Source organism: Curtobacterium sp. MCBA15_013 (assembly GCF_001865095.1).
Classification (GTDB): domain Bacteria; phylum Actinomycetota; class Actinomycetes; order Actinomycetales; family Microbacteriaceae; genus Curtobacterium.
Genome location: NZ_MJGQ01000011.1, coordinates 62,090 through 77,126, shown reverse-complemented (window position 1 = coordinate 77,126; position 15,037 = coordinate 62,090). Strand labels below are relative to the sequence as shown.

Genomic DNA, 15,037 nt, shown 5'->3' with positions numbered 1-15,037 from the left:
TCGGTACGGTTGTCGGGACGTCCCACACGTCCCCGACGTCCCACCCCGTCCCTGGAGGAAGCACATGGCATCTCGTCGCGCAGTCGTCACCGGAGCGAGCTCGGGCATCGGAGCGGCGACCGTCCGACTGTTCCGCGCGCACGGGTGGGACGTGCTCGCCGTCGCCCGCCGTGCCTCGAAGCTGGAGGCGCTCGCCGGGTCGACCGGAGCCGACGTCCTCGTAGCGGACATCACGAGCGCCTCCGACGTCGAGGCGTTGGCCGCCCGTGTCGACGAACTCGGGGGAGCGGACGTGCTCGTGAACAACGCCGGCGGCGCCTTCGGGTCCGCGTCGGTCGAGGAGTCGGACGTCGAGGACTGGCGCGCCATGTTCGAGGTGAACGTGATCGGCACGAAGCGGGTCGTCGCGGCGTTGCTCCCGCACCTCCGGCGGCGTGCGGCGGCCGCCGGGAGCGCCGACATCGTCACGGTGACGAGCACGGCCGGGCACGTCGCGTACGAGAACGGCGGCGGGTACAACGCCGCGAAGTTCGCCGAGCACGCCCTCGTGGCCGCCCTCCGGCTCGAGCTGAACGGGGAGCCGATCCGGGTCGTCGAGATCGCGCCGGGCCTCGTGAAGACCGACGAGTTCGCCCTGACCCGGTTCCGTGGCGACGCGGAGAAGGCCGCGGCGGTCTACGACGACGTGCCGGAGCCGCTCGTGGCCGAGGACGTCGCCGAGGCGATCGTGCACGCGGTCGAGCTGCCGGCGCACGTGAACCTCGACCTCGTGACGGTCCGCCCGGTGGCGCAGTCGGCCCAGCACAAGCTCGCGCGGGGGAAGCTGACCCCGCGGGTGTGATCCCCGCGGGTGCCGCGCACCCGGCCCGCACCCGGCCCGCACCCGTCCCGCACGCGCCCGGGCCGCACGTGCGGGTCGCGGGCGCGGGGTCCGTGCCGGTACCGTTGTCGGATGCCGATCAGCAGCGAATCCGGGTCACCCGCCCAGGCTCCCTCGACCGTGACCGTGACGAGCGGGCCCGAGGTGCTCGGATGGCTCGAGTTCGGTGACGCAGCACGCCTGCTCGCCAAGGACGTCCTGTCCTCCGGCTTCGAACCCGAGGTCGTCGTCGCCGTGGCCCGCGGCGGGCTCATCATCGCTGGCGCGGTCGCCTACGCCCTCGGCACCAAGGAGTGCGGCTCGATCAACGTCGAGTTCTACACCGACGTCGAGCAGCGCCTCGAGGAGCCGGTCATCCTGTCGCCGGCGCTCGACGCCCCGAGCCTCGCCGGCAAGCGCGTCCTCGTCGTCGACGACGTGTCGGACTCCGGCCGGACCCTGCGCCTGGTGGTCGACATCATCCGGAACGCCGGCGCCGACGTCCGCAGCGCCTGCCTCTACTCCAAGCCCGGCACCGTGCTCGAGCCGGACCACGTCTGGCGTCGCGTCGACGGGTGGATCACCTTCCCGTGGAGCGCCCTCGCCCCGGTGACGGCCGAGTCGTGAGCATCCACCTCGTCGGCGGCGGACCCTTCGCCGCCTCGGACGCCGCCGCGCCCTTCGTCGCCGAGGCCACGGTCCGCTCCGCAGCCGTCGGCCGCACGGTCCCGCGCATCGCCCTGCTCTCCGTCGCCGGCGGGTCCGGTGCGAGCCCGTCCAGCACGGCCGACATCGCCGAGGTGCTCGCCGGTCCGCGCACGGCCGAGGTCCTCGTCGCCGAGATCGCTTCAGGCCAGGTGTTCGACACCACGGTCCTGAGCGACGTCGACGCCCTCGTGGTCGGCGGTGGGGTCACGCCGGACTACCTCGACGCCGTCGCCCCGCTCGTCGACCAGATCCGCCTGCTCGTCTCCGACGGCCTGCCCTACCTCGGCTACTCGGCCGGCGCGATGATCGCCGCCGATCGTGCCCTCGTCGGCGGCTGGCGCATCGGTGGCGTCGAGATCTGCCCCGAGGAAGCCTCCGAGGGCCTCGACGAGGTCGAACTCCGCGAGGGGCTCGGCCTGGTGGACCTGACGATCGACGTGCACGCCGTCCAGGCCGGCACGCTCGCCCGGCTCATCGCGAGCGCCGAGGCCGAGTTCGTCACCGCCGGCCTGGCGATCGACGAGGACACCACGCTGGTCGTGGGCGAGGGCGCGCTCGAGGTCCGCGGCACCGGCAGCGTCTGGCGCGTCGTCGCCGGCGAGGACTCGGTCGCCGTCGCCACGATGGGCGCCTAGCCCCGTGCAGGCCCGACCGCTCGCCGACCTCGTCGACCCCGGCTGGGCCGAGGCACTCGCCCCGGTCGAGGACGACGTCCACCGGATGGGCGACTGGCTCCGCGCCGAGACCGGTGCCGGCCGGCAGTACCTCCCGGCCGGCGAGCACGTCCTCCGCGCCTTCGCCGAGCCGTTCGACGACGTGAAGGTCCTCGTCGTCGGACAGGACCCCTACCCGACGCCCGGGCACCCGATCGGCCTGTCGTTCGCGGTCGACCCGCACGTGCGACCCGTCCCGCGCAGCCTGGCGAACATCTACCGCGAGCTCGAGGCCGACCTCGGCGTGACGCCGCCGGCACACGGGGACCTGCGGGCGTGGTCGGCCCAGGGCGTCCTGCTGCTCAACCGCGTCCTCACCGTCGAGGCCGGAGCCGCCGGCAGCCACCGTGGGAAGGGCTGGGAGGCCGTCACCGACCAGGCCGTCCGTGCGCTCGTCGCCCGCGGGAAGCCCCTCGTCGCCGTCCTCTGGGGTGCGCAGGCAGCGTCGGTCCGGCCGCTCCTCGGGGACACCCCGGTCGTCGCGTCCGCCCATCCGAGTCCGCTCAGCGCCTCGCGCGGGTTCTTCGGCAGCCGCCCCTTCTCGCAGGTGAACGAGCTGCTCGTCGTCCAGGGCGCCGAACCGGTCGACTGGACCCTGCCCGCGGCATAGGCTCGGACCCGTGCTCGAGGAGGAATACCAGCGACGGCGGGTCCTGCCGCGACACCTGCGCGCCCCGGTCCCCGCCGAAGCCGCGTTCACCTACACGATCCGCGCTGCCGAGCCCAGCGACCTCCCCGACGTCCGCGAGATCCACACGCACTACGTCCGGAACTCCTCGGTGACCTTCGACCCGTCAGCGTTCACGTTCGCCGCGTGGAAGCGTCGGTACGACGAGATCCGGCGTCGGGGTCTGCCGTTCCTGGTCGCCGAGAACCCCTCGGGGCAGGTGCTCGGCTACGCGCTCGTCGACCCGTGGAACCCCCGCGACCGTTCGAACCGCGTCGTCGAGGACTCGATCTACCTCGGTGCCGCGTCCGGCGGGAAGGGGCTCGGGCGCGCCCTGATGGAGGCGCTGATCGACGAGTGCCGTTCGGCCGGCGTCCGCGAGGTCGTCGCCGTCATCGCCGACCGCCAGGCCGAGGCGTCGATCCGGCTCCACGAGCGGCTCGGCTTCGAGGAGGTCGGCCGCATGGGGAAGGTCGGCTACAAGTACGACCGGTGGCTCGGCACGGTGACGATGCGGCTGCGCCTGCGCGGGCCGCGCCTCTTCGCGCGCGGGTAGCGCGCGCGGCCACGTCGAGGTCGCACGATCGGCCGCTTCCGGCGTGCGCGCGCGGCGTGTCGCGCGACCTCGGCGGAGAGCGTGCGGCGTGTCCTGCGACCCGGCCACGGTCGGACGGGAGGCGCGGGTCGGCCCCGCACCGCGCCTCCAGTCCGTCCGTCGGTCGCGTCCCGGGCACGCGAGGTCGCGCGACCTGCCGCTCCCGTCGCGCGCACACGGCGCCACCCGGGCACGCGAGGTCGCGCGATCTGCCGCTCCCGTCGCGCGCGTGCGGCGTGTCGTGCGACCTCGGCGAGCCGCACGTGGCGTGTTGCGCGACCCCGGCGACCCCGGCGACCCCGGCGACCCCGGCGGCCCTCGCCGCGCCCTCGGGTCAGGACGTCGGCGCCTCCGCGATGAACTCGTCCCGCGTCACCCGCACCAGCTCGCGCGCCGCAGCCGACGCGGCCCCGCCGTCGCCCGCGACGAGCGCCAGCCCGACGGCCTCGTGCCGTGCCGCCGCATCGCGGGTCCAGTGCGTGATGGTGTCCCGCGACTCCGAGGTGCGGGTCCGCAGCAGCGCCTCGACGGTACCGGCGAAGTGTGCGAAGACGGCGTTGCCGGAACCGGTCAGGAGCGCTCGGTGGAAGCGGACGTCGGCCTCGAGGTAGGCGCGGCTGTCCTCCCGACCGCAGGCGTCGATCATGTCGGTGGCGGCGGCGAGCACCGCTGCGGCACCCGGTGTCCCCGCCGTGAGCGATGCGGCGACGGGCTCGACGCCGAGGCGCAGCTCGAGCAGTTCCCGCTGCTGGGCGAAGTACCAGGGCGAGGCGCCGCGCCACCGGATCACGGTCGGCGCGAGCAGCTCCCACGACACGATGTCGAGCACCAGCGTGCCGACGCGCTGGCGGGGTTCGACGAGCCCGAGCGACTGCAGGACGCGCAGCGCCTCGCGGACGACCGACCTCGACACGCCGAACTCCGCCGCGACGGCCTCGGGCCGCACGACGGTGCCCGGGGCGAGCACGCCGTCGACGATCCGCTGCCCGAGCGTCTCGAGCACCTGGGCGTGCAGTCCGCGGCCGGTCGCCATCGTTCCTCCGTGCAGTACGCGGCACGCACGGCGCGTGACACGGTGTCCATCGAATCGGCAGACTGCCCCGGAGGGCGGGTGCCGCGCGGTGGATCGTCGTATAGTCTGATTAATCAGATTATTGATGGTCGACGCGCAGCACGCCAGACCGTCCTCGACACGAAGGCGACGGAGCCGCGCGGCAGCGGCTCCAGGAAGGGGCACCGATGCCTCACGCTCTCCCGGCCGATCCGGCCACGATCCACGCGGCCGCGACCCACGCGGTCACCGTCCTGGCGGCGGAACCAGCCGGCACCGAAGCCGTCGACCCGTCGGGGCCGGTCGCGCAGCTGATCATCGCGGCGATCATCGGCATCGTCGTGATCATCGCCCTCATCACCTGGCTGAAGGTGCACCCGTTCATCGCGCTGACGATCGGGGCGCTCGGCGTCGGGATCGGCGCGGGTCTCGCTCCGGACAAGGCGGTGACGAGCTTCGGCAACGGCTTCGGTGCGACGATGACGAGCGTCGGCATCCTCGTCGGCCTCGGGTCGATGTTCGGCAAGATGCTCGTCGACTCCGGGGCGGCCGACCGCGTGGTCGACACCCTCGTGCGGAGGTCGTCGAAGGCGGCGCTGCCGTGGACGATGGCCCTGATCGGCGCGCTCATCGGCCTGCCGATGTTCTTCGAGGTCGGCCTCGTCCTGCTCATCCCGATCATCGTCCTGGTGGCGAAGCGCAGCTCCGTCCCGATCATGAAGATCGCCGTGCCCGCCCTCGTCGGCCTCTCCACGATGCACGCGTTCGTGCCGCCGCACCCCGGCCCGCTCGTCGCCATCTCGACGGTCGGTGCGAACCTCGGCACGACGCTCGCGTTCGGCATCGTGCTCGCGATCCCCGTCATCGTCCTCGCCGGCCCGGTGTTCGCCCGCTTCGCGGCGCGCTGGGTCGACATCCCCGCGCCCGACATGTTCGGGTCGCGCGGTTCCGACGCGGGTCCCGTCGGCGACGACCCGGCACACGCGGGTCGGGAGGCGCGGCGCGGCCCCGCCACGCAGGACACCGCATCCCTGCCCCACGGCAAGAGCGACTTCACCCGCGTCATCAGCGAGCCACGCAGCCCGTCCTTCACGGTCGCGCTCGTCGGCATCCTGCTGCCCGTCGTCCTGATGCTCGCGCAGGCCATCCGCGAGGCCACCGTCCCGGACGCCTCGGGCTCGTGGGTCAGCCTGCTCGACTTCCTCGGGTCGCCGATGATCGCGATCGGCATCGCCGCCGTCTACGCGATGATCTTCTTCGCCATCGGCGGCGGCATGGACCGTTCCGCCGTGTCGAAGTCCCTCGAGAGCGCCCTGCCGCCGGTCGCGGGCGTCCTGCTCATCGTCGGCGCCGGCGGTGGCTTCAAGCAGGTGCTCATCGACACCGGGATCGGCGGGGTGATCGCCGACGCCGTGAAGGACTCCGGCATCTCGGTGCTGCTCGTCGCCTGGGTGGTGTCCGCCCTCGTGCGCGTCGCCACCGGGTCGGCCACGGTCGCCACCGTCACGGCCGCGGGCATCATGGCGCCGATCGCGCACGACCTGTCCTCACCGATGACCTCGCTGCTCGTGCTCGCGATCGGCGCCGGGTCGGTCTTCCTGTCGCACGTGAACGACGCCGGGTTCTGGCTCGTGAAGGGGTACCTCAACACCACGGTGGGGCAGACCTTCAAGACGTGGACGATGCTCGAGTGCCTCATCTCGGTGTTCGGCCTCGCCGGGGTCATGCTGGCGGGGGTGTTCATCCATTGAGCGACGACACCGCACTCGACTCCCGCGTCCTCGTCGTGATGGGGGTCTCCGGATCGGGCAAGTCGACCGTCGCCGCGATGGTCGCCGAGCAGCTCGGGTGGGACTTCGCCGAGGGCGACGCCATGCACCCGCAGGCGAACGTCGACAAGATGCACGCCGGCACCCCGCTGACCGACGAGGACCGCTGGCCCTGGCTCGACGTGATCGCGGCGTGGATCCGGTCGCACCTCGACGGTGGCACCCCCGGCGTGGTGACCTGCTCGGCGCTGAAGCGCTCCTACCGCGACGTCCTCCGGGCACCCGGTGTGGTGTTCGTGCACGTCGCCGGCGACGGGTCCCTCATCGAGGACCGGATGTCGAAGCGCTCCGGGCACTTCATGCCGACCTCGCTCCTGCAGTCCCAGCTCGCCACCCTCGAGCCGCCGGAGGACGACGAGGCCCACATCACCGTCGCGGCGGACCGGACCCCGCAGGAGGAGAGCGCCGAGGTCATCGAGCGGCTGGCGCTCCGCCGCTGACCATCGCGGCCGCGGCGGCGGCGAGCTGACGGTTCGACGTCGCCGCGGTCCCGTCCTCGAGCACGGACGTGTCCTCGAGGCCGGTGCGGATCGCGTGCCCGCGGGCGAGGGCACGTCGGCTGACCTGCCACGACGCCGCGCCGATGCCGTGGTGGAGCTGGGGGAGGGTGACACCGGCGGCGTCGAGCATCGACTCCAGCTCGGCGTCGAGCGCGAGGGCGTCGTCGACGTCCTCCACGAGGGGCTCGACGACCACCCGGACGAACCGATCGTGGCGACCGGCCCGGACGAACCGATCGGCGTCGGAGCCACTGAGCAGGCACGCCTCGATGCCGACGCCGCGCCGCGCGAGCACCTCGCTGACGTCGTCGATGCCCGCTTCGCCCTGGTTGGCCGCGACGAGGTCGGGCAGTTCGGTCCACGACGACACGAGGCCGAGGCGTTCCCGCGGGTCCGGCACGATCGCCGCGAACGTCGTGACGTTGACCGGGATGCCCGGACACGTCGCCCGCACCGCGCGCAGCATCCTGCCGACCGGACCGGCGGCGAGCGACTCGTCCCCGTCGTCGTCGAACGCGTGCAGGTGCAGCAGGGTGGCGCCGGCGGCGACGCAGGCCGCGGCGTCCCGGGCGATCTCGTCGGCGGTCCGGGGCATCGCCGGGTGGGTGGTGTCCCCGTTCAGCGCGAGTTGCAGGTCGACCATGGTCCGAGCCTACGGATCACGGGGGAGGCCGGGCGGGTCAGGCCTCGGTGACACGGCCGGCCTCGACGCGCCACTGTCGGTCGAGGCGGACGGTCTCGAGCATGCGGCGGTCGTGCGTGACGAGGAGCAGGGTGCCGTCGTACGAGTCGAGGGCCTGTTCGAGCTGCTCGATCGCGGCGAGGTCGAGGTGGTTCGTGGGCTCGTCGAGCACGAGCACGTTCACCCCGCGGGCCTGCAGGAGTGCGAGCCCGGCGCGTGTCCGCTCACCGGGGGAGAGCGCGTTCGCCGGACGGCCGACGTGGTCCGCCTTCAGCCCGAACTTCGCGAGCAGCGTCCGGACGTCGGCCGTCGTGTACTCGGGCACGATCGCCTCGAACGCGTCGGCCAGCGGCTGGTCACCCGTGAAGGCCGCGCGCGCCTGGTCGATCTCGCCGACCGCGACGCTGGAGCCGAGCGACGCCGTGCCCGTCGTCGGCGCCTGCTTGCCGAGCAGCGCCCGGAGGAGCGTGGACTTGCCGGCACCGTTCGGACCCGTGATGCCGATGCGGTCACCGCCGTCGACCTGCAGGGAGACCGGCCCGAGCGTGAAGTCGCCCTGGGTGAACGTCGCGTCGGACAGGGTCGCGACGACCGCCGAGGACCGGGGCGCGCTGCCGATCGTGAACTCGAGCTGCCACTCCTTGCGCGGCTCCTCGACCTCGTCCAGCCGGGCGATGCGGGACTCCATCTGCCGGACCTTCTGCGCCTGCTTCTCACTCGACTCGGAGGCGGCACGGCGGCGGATCTTGTCGTTGTCGGGACTCTTCCGCATCGCGTTCCGGACGCCCTGGCTCGACCACTCGCGCTGGGTCCGGGCGCGGGAGACGAGGTCGGCCCTGGTGGAGGCGTACTCCTCGTAGGCGTCGCGCTTGTGCTGCCGAGCGATCTCGCGCTCCTCGAGGTAGGAGTCGTAGCCGCCGCCGAAGAGCCGGTTGGTGGACTGCGCGAGGTCGAGCTCGAGGACGGCGGTCACCGAGCGCGCCAGGAACTCGCGGTCGTGGCTGACGAGCACGGCACCGCCGCGGAGGCCCCGGACGAAGCCCTCCAGTCGGTCGAGGCCGTCCAGGTCGAGGTCGTTCGTCGGCTCGTCGAGCAGCACGATGTCGAACCGCGAGAGCAGCAGTGCGGCGAGCCCGACGCGGGCCGCCTGCCCGCCGGACAACGCGGTCATGAGCGACTCCGGCCCGACGCCGTCCTCCTCGGACCCGACGGCCAGGCCGAGGTCGGCGAGCACGACGGGGATGCGGTCGTCGAGGTCGGCCGCGCCTGCCGCGAGCCAGCGGTCGAGCGCCGCCGAGTAGGCGTCCGCCGCGGCGTCACCGGCGTCGGGGTCGCCGAGCGCAGCGGCTGCGGCGTCCATCGTCGCGGTGGCCTCGGCGCACCCGGTCCGCCGGGCGATGTACGCGGCGACGGTCTCACCCGCGAGGCGTTCGTGCTCCTGCGGCAGGAAGCCGACGAACGCGTCCGTCGGTGCGAGCGACACGGTGCCGGCCAGCGGCTCGTCCACCCCGGCGAGGAGTCGGAGCAGGGTCGACTTGCCGGCGCCGTTCACCCCCACGACGCCGATGACGTCCCCCGGGGCGACGGTGAGGTCGAGGGAGTCGAAGAGCGTGCGTGCGGCGTACCCGCCGGAGAGTCCCTTGGCGACGAGCGTGGCGGTCATGCCCCAATCGTCCCATCCCCGCGGCGGACCATCGACCGGAGCGGGGCCGGGTCAGCGGTGTCGCGTCAGTCGAGCGTGATCGTCCGACCGAACCGACGGGTGACCGGCGGGGCGGCGACGACGGCGGCGAGGGCGTTCGCCGCGCCCTCCGGCGTGCCGCGCCAGGCGACGTAGGCGTCGTGGGCCTCAGGCGTCGTCCAGCGCTCGACGACGACGACCCGTGACGGGTCGGTGTCGTCGACGAGGACCTCGAGCGACTCGTTGCCGGCGAACGCGCCGGTCTGGGCGAGGGTCTCGCGGATCGCGGCCTCGGTGGTCTCGGTGGGGAGGTCGCTCCGGAGCTGGACCTCGAGCAGGACGGTCATCGACATGGTGCACCTTTCGTCGTCGTTGCCGGATGCAACCGCACCCGGCAGCGGGGTGTTCCGGACTCGCCGTCGACCGGTGCGGCGGGGTGGAACCGATCCGGTCGTCCCGGACACTGCAGGGTATGGACAGCGGGGACTGGGCGATGGCGCTCGAGGGTGACGGCGAGGCGTTCGGGCGGGTGTTCGACCGGCACCGCCACCGGGTGCAGCGCCACTGCATGCGGCTCGTGCCGGTCGACACGGACGCGGCCGACTCGGTCGCGATCGTGTTCCTCGAGGCCTGGCGGAACCGGGCTCGGGTCCGCCTCGTCGACGGGTCGCTCCTGCCGTGGCTGCTCGTCACGGCCACGAACGTCGCCCGCAACCAGACCCGTGCGGCCCGGCGGTACCGGGCCGCGCTCGACCGGTTGCCACCACCCGAACCCGTCCCCGACCACGCGGACCGGGACGACGACGGGGACGCCGTCCGGGCGCTCCGGCAGCTCGGGCACCGCGACCAGGAGATCATCACGCTGTCGGTCCTCGAGGGCTACAGCGAGCGGGAGATCGCCGCCGCACTCGGCATCGCGCCGGGAACGGTGAAGTCGCGCCTCTCCCGCGCACGGACCCGGCTCGCCGCGGCACTGACCGCGAGCGGGCCCACGACCCAGCCGGCCGTCGAACGGAACGGAGCACGATCATGAGCACCTCCACGAACAGGGACACCGACGACCGCGACCGGGCACTGCGGGCGTTGCTCGTCGACACGGTCGAGCACACACCTCGGCGGCGTCGACGGTGGCGGGCGGCGACGATCGCGGGAGCGGTGGTGTGCGTCCTCGGTGGCGCCGCCGCCGGTGGTGCGATCACCGCGGCGGCGAGTCCGGACCCGGCCGCCCTCGAGGCGCAGAGCCAGGCCGCGACGGTCGTCGGAGGGTCGGGCGCGACGTACCTGCGGGTCGTCGGGAACCCGGTCGGGCGGGTCGGGTCGTCGGACGAGACGATCTCGGTCGGACGCGCTCCCGCCCGTGCCGACACGTTCACCTGGGTCGCCACGTGTCGCACCGGGAGCGGCGAGATCACCGAGCGCGGGTCCGGGGTCGACGGGGGCAAAGCGTCGTGCGCCGCCGGGTCGCACGTCACGGGCTCGTACGCGGCGTCGGAGATCGCCGGGCACCGGATCCGGCTCAGCGTGGACGGGGACCTCGGGTGGACGCTGTCGTACGGTTGGCTGCGCACACCCCCGATGCCTGCGGCGAGTGCGGCGCAGGACCAGGCGACCGAGGACGGCGTCGTCACCCGGAGCGAGTACCTCGCGGCCTTCGACCGCCTGCAGGGGTGCATGACCGCACGGGGGGAGTCGCTCGGCCGGATCCCGAGGTCGTCGTTGTTCGTGGCGCCGACGGCCCACGACGCCTCCGTGCTGGACTGGTGCAGCGCGTCGGAGTGGTCCGCGGTCGACGTCCTCTGGCAGAACGAGCACCCCGCCCCGTCGTCGGACGACGACTCGTGGGGATGGCAGCCGTACGACCCCGCGGCCGATCCGCGCTACGCCGGCTGAGTCAGTCGAGGACGCGGAAGCGGACCGCGTCGCCCGGTCGGAGCTGGGCGGCGCGGTCGACCGACGCGGGGGTGAGCACCGCGACGACGGGGTAGCCGCCCGTGACGGGGTGGTCGGCGAGGAACAGGACGGGGTGGCCCGTCGGCGGGACCTGCAGCGACCCGGTCTCGACGCCCTCGCTCGGCAGCTCGCGGGTCACGGCGCGGACGAGCGGCCGGGCAGCGGTGGTCCGCACGCCGACCCGGTCACTGTCGGGGGTGACGTGGTGGACCTGGCCGGCCAGGACCGTCCGCCACTCCGGGGTGAACCAGTCGTCGCGGGGTCCGGCGGTGACGTCGAGCACGACCGCCTCGCCCGGTGGTGACCAGCGCGGCGGGGCGACGGCGTCGACGAGCGGCCAGGCATCCGCGGCGCCCCCGATCGGCAGGACGTCCCCGACCGTGACGGGAGGCGGACCGAGGCGCGCGAGGGAGTCCCACGAGCGGCTGCCGAGCACGGGTTGGACGGCGAGGCCTCCGCGGACCGCGAGGTACGTGCGCAGTCCCGCGGTGGCCGTCCCGACGCGGAGCACGTCACCCGGTGCGAGCGTGACGACCTCGAAGCAGGCCCCGCCGCGGACCCGGCCGTCCGCGGACTCGACCGTCACCGGGCACGGTGCGCCGGTCAGGGACGCGACCACGTGCGCGTCCGAGCGGAGCGTGACGGAGCCGAGCAGCGCCTCCAGGACCGCCGCGTCGGGACGGTTGCCGACCAGCCGGTTGGCGAGTGCGGCTGCCCCGCGGTCGGCGGCACCCGCGGCGCCGAGGCCCGTGTCGCTGAACCCGGGCCGGCCGAGGTCCTGCGTCGACGTGCCGGGGCCCACCTGCAGGACGGTGAGGGTGCTCATGCGCGGCCGGCGTCGACGAACCGGATCCGGGTGCCGGCCGGCGCGAGCGCGGGCGGGTCGCGGTCGAGCGACCACATCGCCACGTCGGTGCGGCCGATGAGCTGCCAGCCGCCGGGTGACGCGCGCGGGTACACGGCGCTGAACTCGCCGGCGAGGGCGACGCTGCCGGCGGGCACGGACGTGCGGGCGCTGGTGCGTCGGGGCAGGTCGAGCGACGGGGCGGAGCCGGTGAGGTAGCTGAAGCCGGGTGCGAAGCCGCAGAACGCGCTCGTCCAGGTCTGGCCGGTGTGCCAGGCGACGAGCTGGGCGGCTGTGGTGCCGACCAGTGCGGCGACGGTGTCGAGGTCCTCGCCGTCGTAGGTGACGGGGATCGTGGTCACCTCGCCGACGTCGGCTCCGGTGGGCACGACGGGTTCGACGGCCTGGAGGCGCGGTGCGAGTCGCGTGGGATCGGTGCGTTCCGGGTCGAAGCGGACGAGCAGCGTGCGGGCTCCGGACACGAGTTCGGTCACGCCCGGCACGCGCTCGGCCTCGAGTCCGGCGCGGAACGCGGTGACCTCGGCGAGCGTCCCGAAGGTCACGAGCACCGCGCGGGTACCCGCACGACGCACGTCGAGGGCGGGTCCGGCGTGCTCGGCCGGCGCGCTCACGGTGTGGGGGCGAACGGGGTGGTCGCGACCCCGTGCCGGTCGAGGAGCGCGCGGATCGCCCGGGCCATCGCGACGGCGTCGGGGGAGTCGCCGTGCACGCACACCGAGTCCGCCCGGACGGGGACGACCGAGCCGTCCACCGCGGTCACGGTGCCGTCGGTGACCATCCGGAGGACCCGGTCGGCGACCGATGCCGGGTCGTGCAGGACGGCGCCCGGACGGCTGCGCGGGACGAGGGACCCGTCGGGTTCGTACGCCCGGTCGGCGAAGACCTCGGACACGGCGCGGAGCCCGTGGGCGGTCGCTGCGCGGAGGAGCTCCGAGTCCGGCAGCGCGAGGACCGCGAGGGACGGGTCCACGTCGGCCGTGGCACGGACGACGACCTCGGCCTGGACCGGGTCGGCGCAGGCCGTGTTGTACAGGGCGCCGTGGGGCTTCACGTACGTCACCGCGGTGCCGGCGACCCGGGCCGTGGCGAGCAGGGCGCCGAGCTGGTGGACGACGTCGGCGTAGAGCGCCTCGGGTGTGACGTCGACCGCGCGACGACCGAACCCGACGAGGTCGCGGTAGGCGACGTGCGCCCCGACCGCGACGCCCCGCTCGGCGGCGAGGCGGCAGGTGTCGAGCATGATCGCGGGGTCGCCGGCGTGGAACCCGCAGGCGACGTTCGCCGAGGAGACGACGTCGAGCATCGCCCGGTCGTCGCCCATCGTCCAGGCGCCGAAGCCCTCGCCGAGGTCGCTGTTGAGGTCGATCGTCGTCACGTTGTCAACCTACCGGCGGGGTCCGTCACGAACGGTGGACCACCACCGGGCAGGACGCGTGCTGTGCGCACTCCTGGGTGACCGAGCCGACGAGCAGCCCGCGGAACCCGCCGAGGCCACGACTGCCGAGCACGAGGAGTGCGGCGTCGCGGCTCGCGTCGAGCAGGACCTCGGCGGGGCGGCCCTCGACGAGGTCGGACGTGACGTCGACGTCGTCGTCGATGAGGTCCTCGGCGGCGTCGAGCGCGGGGGAGGCGGTCGCGAGGGCGTCCTGCTCGGGGGACCAGTGGTCGAACGGGGGTTCGTCGCGGTTGAGGGCCTCCGGCCACTGCCACGTCGTGATCGTCCGGACGGGGAGCCCGAGGCCGCGGGCCAGGGTGATCGCGAACCGCAGGGCGCGGCCGGACTCCGGGGAGCCGTCGACGCCCACCACGACGGCCCCGCCGGCACCGGACGCACCGCTGTCGTCCGTCCCGGTCGCCGCTCGCCCCCGGTCCACGAGCACGGGGCACGTCGCGTGCTGGATGCAGGCAGCGCTCACCGAGCCGAGCAGCAGCCCCCGGAACCCACCGCGTCCGCGGCTGCCGACGACGAGCAGCCCGGCGTCGGACGCGGCGTCGAGGAGCACCTCCGGCGTACCGCCCTCCGCCGAGCGGGTCGTGACCTCGACGGGGAGCGGGCGGTGTCGCTCGACGAGGTCGACGGCCTGCTGCCGGATCTCCTCGGCGTCGTGCAGGGGGGACCAGCTGTTCGCGACCGGCAGGGTGCTCCAGGTGATCGGCCACCGCCAGGACGTCACGACCTCGACCGGGCTGCCGAGTCGTGCGGCGAGGCCGAGGCTGCGCTCGAGCGCGGCGTCGGCCGGCTCCGATCCGTCGTACCCGACGACGATGCGTCCGATGGCTGCTGTGCTCATGTGCCCGTGCTCCCTGTGTTCCGTGTGTTCTCTGCGTTCCTCGTGCCGGGGATGTTCCCCCACGTGGTGGCGACGACGAGCTGGACGATGCCGGAGACGACGAGGACGCCGCCGACCACCGCGACGACGAACACCGCGCCGAGTGCCGGCAGCGTGATGAGGACGAGTCCACCCACGAAGCTCAGTGCGGCCGCGACGACCGTGAGCGCTCGGTGGCCGGTGTCCGGCGCGTAGAGCAGGGTGATGCCCTCGAGCAGCCACGCGAACCCGATGGCGAAGGCCAGCCACCGAGCGCCGACGGGCGGGTGCACGATGGCGAAGACGCCCGCGACGACGACGAGCACGCCGACGACGACGAGTGCGATGCGTCGCCAGACCGGCGCCCTGCCCGGGACGGCGCGAACGAGGAGCGTGCCCCCGGCGACGACGAGGTAGATGCCGAACACCCAGACCACGGCGACGAGCGTCGCGTGCGGGAGCAGCAGGGCAGCGATCCCCGCTGCGAGCGCGACGGCGCCGAGGGCCGCGACGGCCGTCCGCAACCGTCGGTGCGGAGCACGGTTCCCTGACATGGTGTCCACGGCGTCCACCGACCTTCCCTGCAAGGTGCTTCCTGGCCTACACCCCTCGGTGGTGTGCCGGTCCG

At 73.8% G+C, this 15,037-nt stretch carries 18 protein-coding genes; 9 read left to right on the top strand and 9 right to left on the bottom strand.

The features are described 5' to 3' along the window. Positions 1 to 64: 64 nt before the first annotated feature. The 5 genes from BIV01_RS08670 to BIV01_RS08650 all read left to right on the top strand — a co-directional run bounded on the left by BIV01_RS08670 (position 65) and on the right by BIV01_RS08650 (position 3,503). Positions 65 to 841: an SDR family oxidoreductase gene (locus tag BIV01_RS08670; RefSeq protein ID WP_071302565.1), complete on the top strand. Its 777-nt coding sequence runs from the start codon at positions 65 to 67 to the stop codon at positions 839 to 841. A gap of 111 nt (positions 842 to 952) precedes the next feature. Next, positions 953 to 1,486, top strand: coding sequence for a phosphoribosyltransferase (locus tag BIV01_RS08665; RefSeq protein WP_175473674.1), 534 nt, complete (start codon positions 953 to 955; stop codon positions 1,484 to 1,486). After that, positions 1,483 to 2,202, top strand: coding sequence for a Type 1 glutamine amidotransferase-like domain-containing protein (locus BIV01_RS08660; RefSeq protein ID WP_071296186.1), 720 nt, complete (start codon positions 1,483 to 1,485; stop codon positions 2,200 to 2,202). The genes BIV01_RS08665 and BIV01_RS08660 overlap by 4 nt, the downstream gene beginning before the upstream one ends. Positions 2,203 to 2,206: 4 nt before the next feature. Next, entirely contained in the window at positions 2,207 to 2,890 is a 684-nt protein-coding gene (locus tag BIV01_RS08655) for a uracil-DNA glycosylase (RefSeq protein WP_071302564.1), read from the top strand. A 10-nt stretch (positions 2,891 to 2,900) separates the two neighbouring features. Continuing rightward, on the top strand, positions 2,901 to 3,503 hold the full coding sequence (locus BIV01_RS08650) for a GNAT family N-acetyltransferase (protein WP_070416352.1): 603 nt from the start codon (positions 2,901 to 2,903) through the stop codon (positions 3,501 to 3,503). 373 nt (positions 3,504 to 3,876) lie between these two features. Here BIV01_RS08650 and BIV01_RS08645 read toward each other — a convergent pair whose 3' ends face one another. Next, positions 3,877 to 4,575, bottom strand: coding sequence for a FadR/GntR family transcriptional regulator (locus BIV01_RS08645; RefSeq protein ID WP_071302563.1), 699 nt, complete (start codon positions 4,573 to 4,575; stop codon positions 3,877 to 3,879). A gap of 206 nt (positions 4,576 to 4,781) precedes the next feature. Here BIV01_RS08645 and BIV01_RS08640 point away from each other — a divergent pair, with 206 nt between their 5' ends. Beyond that, on the top strand, positions 4,782 to 6,344 hold the full coding sequence (locus tag BIV01_RS08640) for a GntP family permease (RefSeq protein WP_254791807.1): 1,563 nt from the start codon (positions 4,782 to 4,784) through the stop codon (positions 6,342 to 6,344). Between the two features lie 38 nt (positions 6,345 to 6,382). Further along, complete coding sequence (locus tag BIV01_RS08635) at positions 6,383 to 6,862, top strand: gluconokinase (RefSeq protein WP_083413889.1); 480 nt, start codon at positions 6,383 to 6,385, stop codon at positions 6,860 to 6,862. On the opposite strand, the gene BIV01_RS08630 is transcribed toward BIV01_RS08635, so the two are convergent. The 3 genes from BIV01_RS08630 to BIV01_RS08620 all read right to left on the bottom strand — a co-directional run bounded on the left by BIV01_RS08630 (position 6,834) and on the right by BIV01_RS08620 (position 9,638). Further along, positions 6,834 to 7,565: a 3-keto-5-aminohexanoate cleavage protein gene (locus tag BIV01_RS08630; protein WP_071302561.1), complete on the bottom strand. Its 732-nt coding sequence runs from the start codon at positions 7,563 to 7,565 to the stop codon at positions 6,834 to 6,836. The genes BIV01_RS08635 and BIV01_RS08630 overlap by 29 nt on opposite strands. Before the next feature lie 37 nt (positions 7,566 to 7,602). Continuing rightward, positions 7,603 to 9,267, bottom strand: a complete 1,665-nt coding sequence (locus BIV01_RS08625; RefSeq protein ID WP_071302560.1) for an ABC-F family ATP-binding cassette domain-containing protein — start codon at positions 9,265 to 9,267, stop codon at positions 7,603 to 7,605. A 65-nt stretch (positions 9,268 to 9,332) separates the two neighbouring features. Continuing rightward, a complete protein-coding gene (locus BIV01_RS08620) occupies positions 9,333 to 9,638 on the bottom strand; it encodes a putative quinol monooxygenase (protein ID WP_070416347.1) in 306 nt (101 codons plus the stop codon). A gap of 119 nt (positions 9,639 to 9,757) precedes the next feature. Between BIV01_RS08620 and BIV01_RS08615 the strand changes: the two genes are divergently transcribed. Both BIV01_RS08615 and BIV01_RS08610 read left to right on the top strand, forming a co-directional pair. Further along, positions 9,758 to 10,318: an RNA polymerase sigma factor gene (locus BIV01_RS08615; protein WP_071302559.1), complete on the top strand. Its 561-nt coding sequence runs from the start codon at positions 9,758 to 9,760 to the stop codon at positions 10,316 to 10,318. Next, positions 10,315 to 11,175, top strand: coding sequence for a hypothetical protein (locus BIV01_RS08610; RefSeq protein ID WP_071302558.1), 861 nt, complete (start codon positions 10,315 to 10,317; stop codon positions 11,173 to 11,175). Before BIV01_RS08615 ends, BIV01_RS08610 begins: the two co-directional genes overlap by 4 nt. Before the next feature lies 1 nt (position 11,176). On the opposite strand, the gene BIV01_RS08605 is transcribed toward BIV01_RS08610, so the two are convergent. From BIV01_RS08605 to BIV01_RS08585, 5 genes are read right to left on the bottom strand one after another with little or no spacing between them, the layout of a single operon-like run. Further along, complete coding sequence (locus BIV01_RS08605) at positions 11,177 to 12,061, bottom strand: biotin-dependent carboxyltransferase family protein (RefSeq protein ID WP_071302557.1); 885 nt, start codon at positions 12,059 to 12,061, stop codon at positions 11,177 to 11,179. Next, complete coding sequence (locus tag BIV01_RS08600) at positions 12,058 to 12,711, bottom strand: 5-oxoprolinase subunit B family protein (RefSeq protein WP_217642544.1); 654 nt, start codon at positions 12,709 to 12,711, stop codon at positions 12,058 to 12,060. The genes BIV01_RS08605 and BIV01_RS08600 overlap by 4 nt, the downstream gene beginning before the upstream one ends. Further along, entirely contained in the window at positions 12,708 to 13,475 is a 768-nt protein-coding gene (locus BIV01_RS08595; RefSeq protein WP_071302556.1) for a LamB/YcsF family protein, read from the bottom strand. The genes BIV01_RS08600 and BIV01_RS08595 overlap by 4 nt, the downstream gene beginning before the upstream one ends. 25 nt (positions 13,476 to 13,500) lie before the next feature. Further along, positions 13,501 to 14,391 carry a universal stress protein gene (locus BIV01_RS08590; RefSeq protein ID WP_071302555.1) on the bottom strand — a complete coding sequence of 297 codons (891 nt, stop codon included), beginning with the start codon at positions 14,389 to 14,391 and terminating at the stop codon, positions 13,501 to 13,503. Beyond that, positions 14,388 to 14,963: a DUF308 domain-containing protein gene (locus tag BIV01_RS08585; RefSeq protein ID WP_254791809.1), complete on the bottom strand. Its 576-nt coding sequence runs from the start codon at positions 14,961 to 14,963 to the stop codon at positions 14,388 to 14,390. The genes BIV01_RS08590 and BIV01_RS08585 overlap by 4 nt, the downstream gene beginning before the upstream one ends. Between the last annotated feature and the right edge of the window lie 74 nt (positions 14,964 to 15,037).

Excerpts from the sequence above, each read along its gene's own strand:
- BIV01_RS08620 (WP_070416347.1), bottom strand. The coding sequence starts at position 9,638 with ATGTCGATGACCGTCCTGCTCGAGGTCCAGCTCCGGAGCGACCTCCCC.
- BIV01_RS08670 (WP_071302565.1), top strand. The coding sequence starts at position 65 with ATGGCATCTCGTCGCGCAGTCGTCACCGGAGCGAGCTCGGGCATCGGA.
- BIV01_RS08630 (WP_071302561.1), bottom strand. The coding sequence starts at position 7,565 with ATGGTCGACCTGCAACTCGCGCTGAACGGGGACACCACCCACCCGGCG.
- BIV01_RS08665 (WP_175473674.1), top strand. The coding sequence starts at position 953 with ATGCCGATCAGCAGCGAATCCGGGTCACCCGCCCAGGCTCCCTCGACC.
- BIV01_RS08645 (WP_071302563.1), bottom strand. The coding sequence starts at position 4,575 with ATGGCGACCGGCCGCGGACTGCACGCCCAGGTGCTCGAGACGCTCGGG.
- BIV01_RS08635 (WP_083413889.1), top strand. The coding sequence starts at position 6,383 with ATGGGGGTCTCCGGATCGGGCAAGTCGACCGTCGCCGCGATGGTCGCC.
- BIV01_RS08625 (WP_071302560.1), bottom strand. The coding sequence starts at position 9,267 with ATGACCGCCACGCTCGTCGCCAAGGGACTCTCCGGCGGGTACGCCGCA.
- BIV01_RS08610 (WP_071302558.1), top strand. The coding sequence starts at position 10,315 with ATGAGCACCTCCACGAACAGGGACACCGACGACCGCGACCGGGCACTG.
- BIV01_RS08590 (WP_071302555.1), bottom strand. The coding sequence starts at position 14,391 with ATGAGCACAGCAGCCATCGGACGCATCGTCGTCGGGTACGACGGATCG.
- BIV01_RS08585 (WP_254791809.1), bottom strand. The coding sequence starts at position 14,963 with ATGTCAGGGAACCGTGCTCCGCACCGACGGTTGCGGACGGCCGTCGCG.
- BIV01_RS08640 (WP_254791807.1), top strand. The coding sequence starts at position 4,782 with ATGCCTCACGCTCTCCCGGCCGATCCGGCCACGATCCACGCGGCCGCG.
- BIV01_RS08605 (WP_071302557.1), bottom strand. The coding sequence starts at position 12,061 with ATGAGCACCCTCACCGTCCTGCAGGTGGGCCCCGGCACGTCGACGCAG.
- BIV01_RS08615 (WP_071302559.1), top strand. The coding sequence starts at position 9,758 with ATGGACAGCGGGGACTGGGCGATGGCGCTCGAGGGTGACGGCGAGGCG.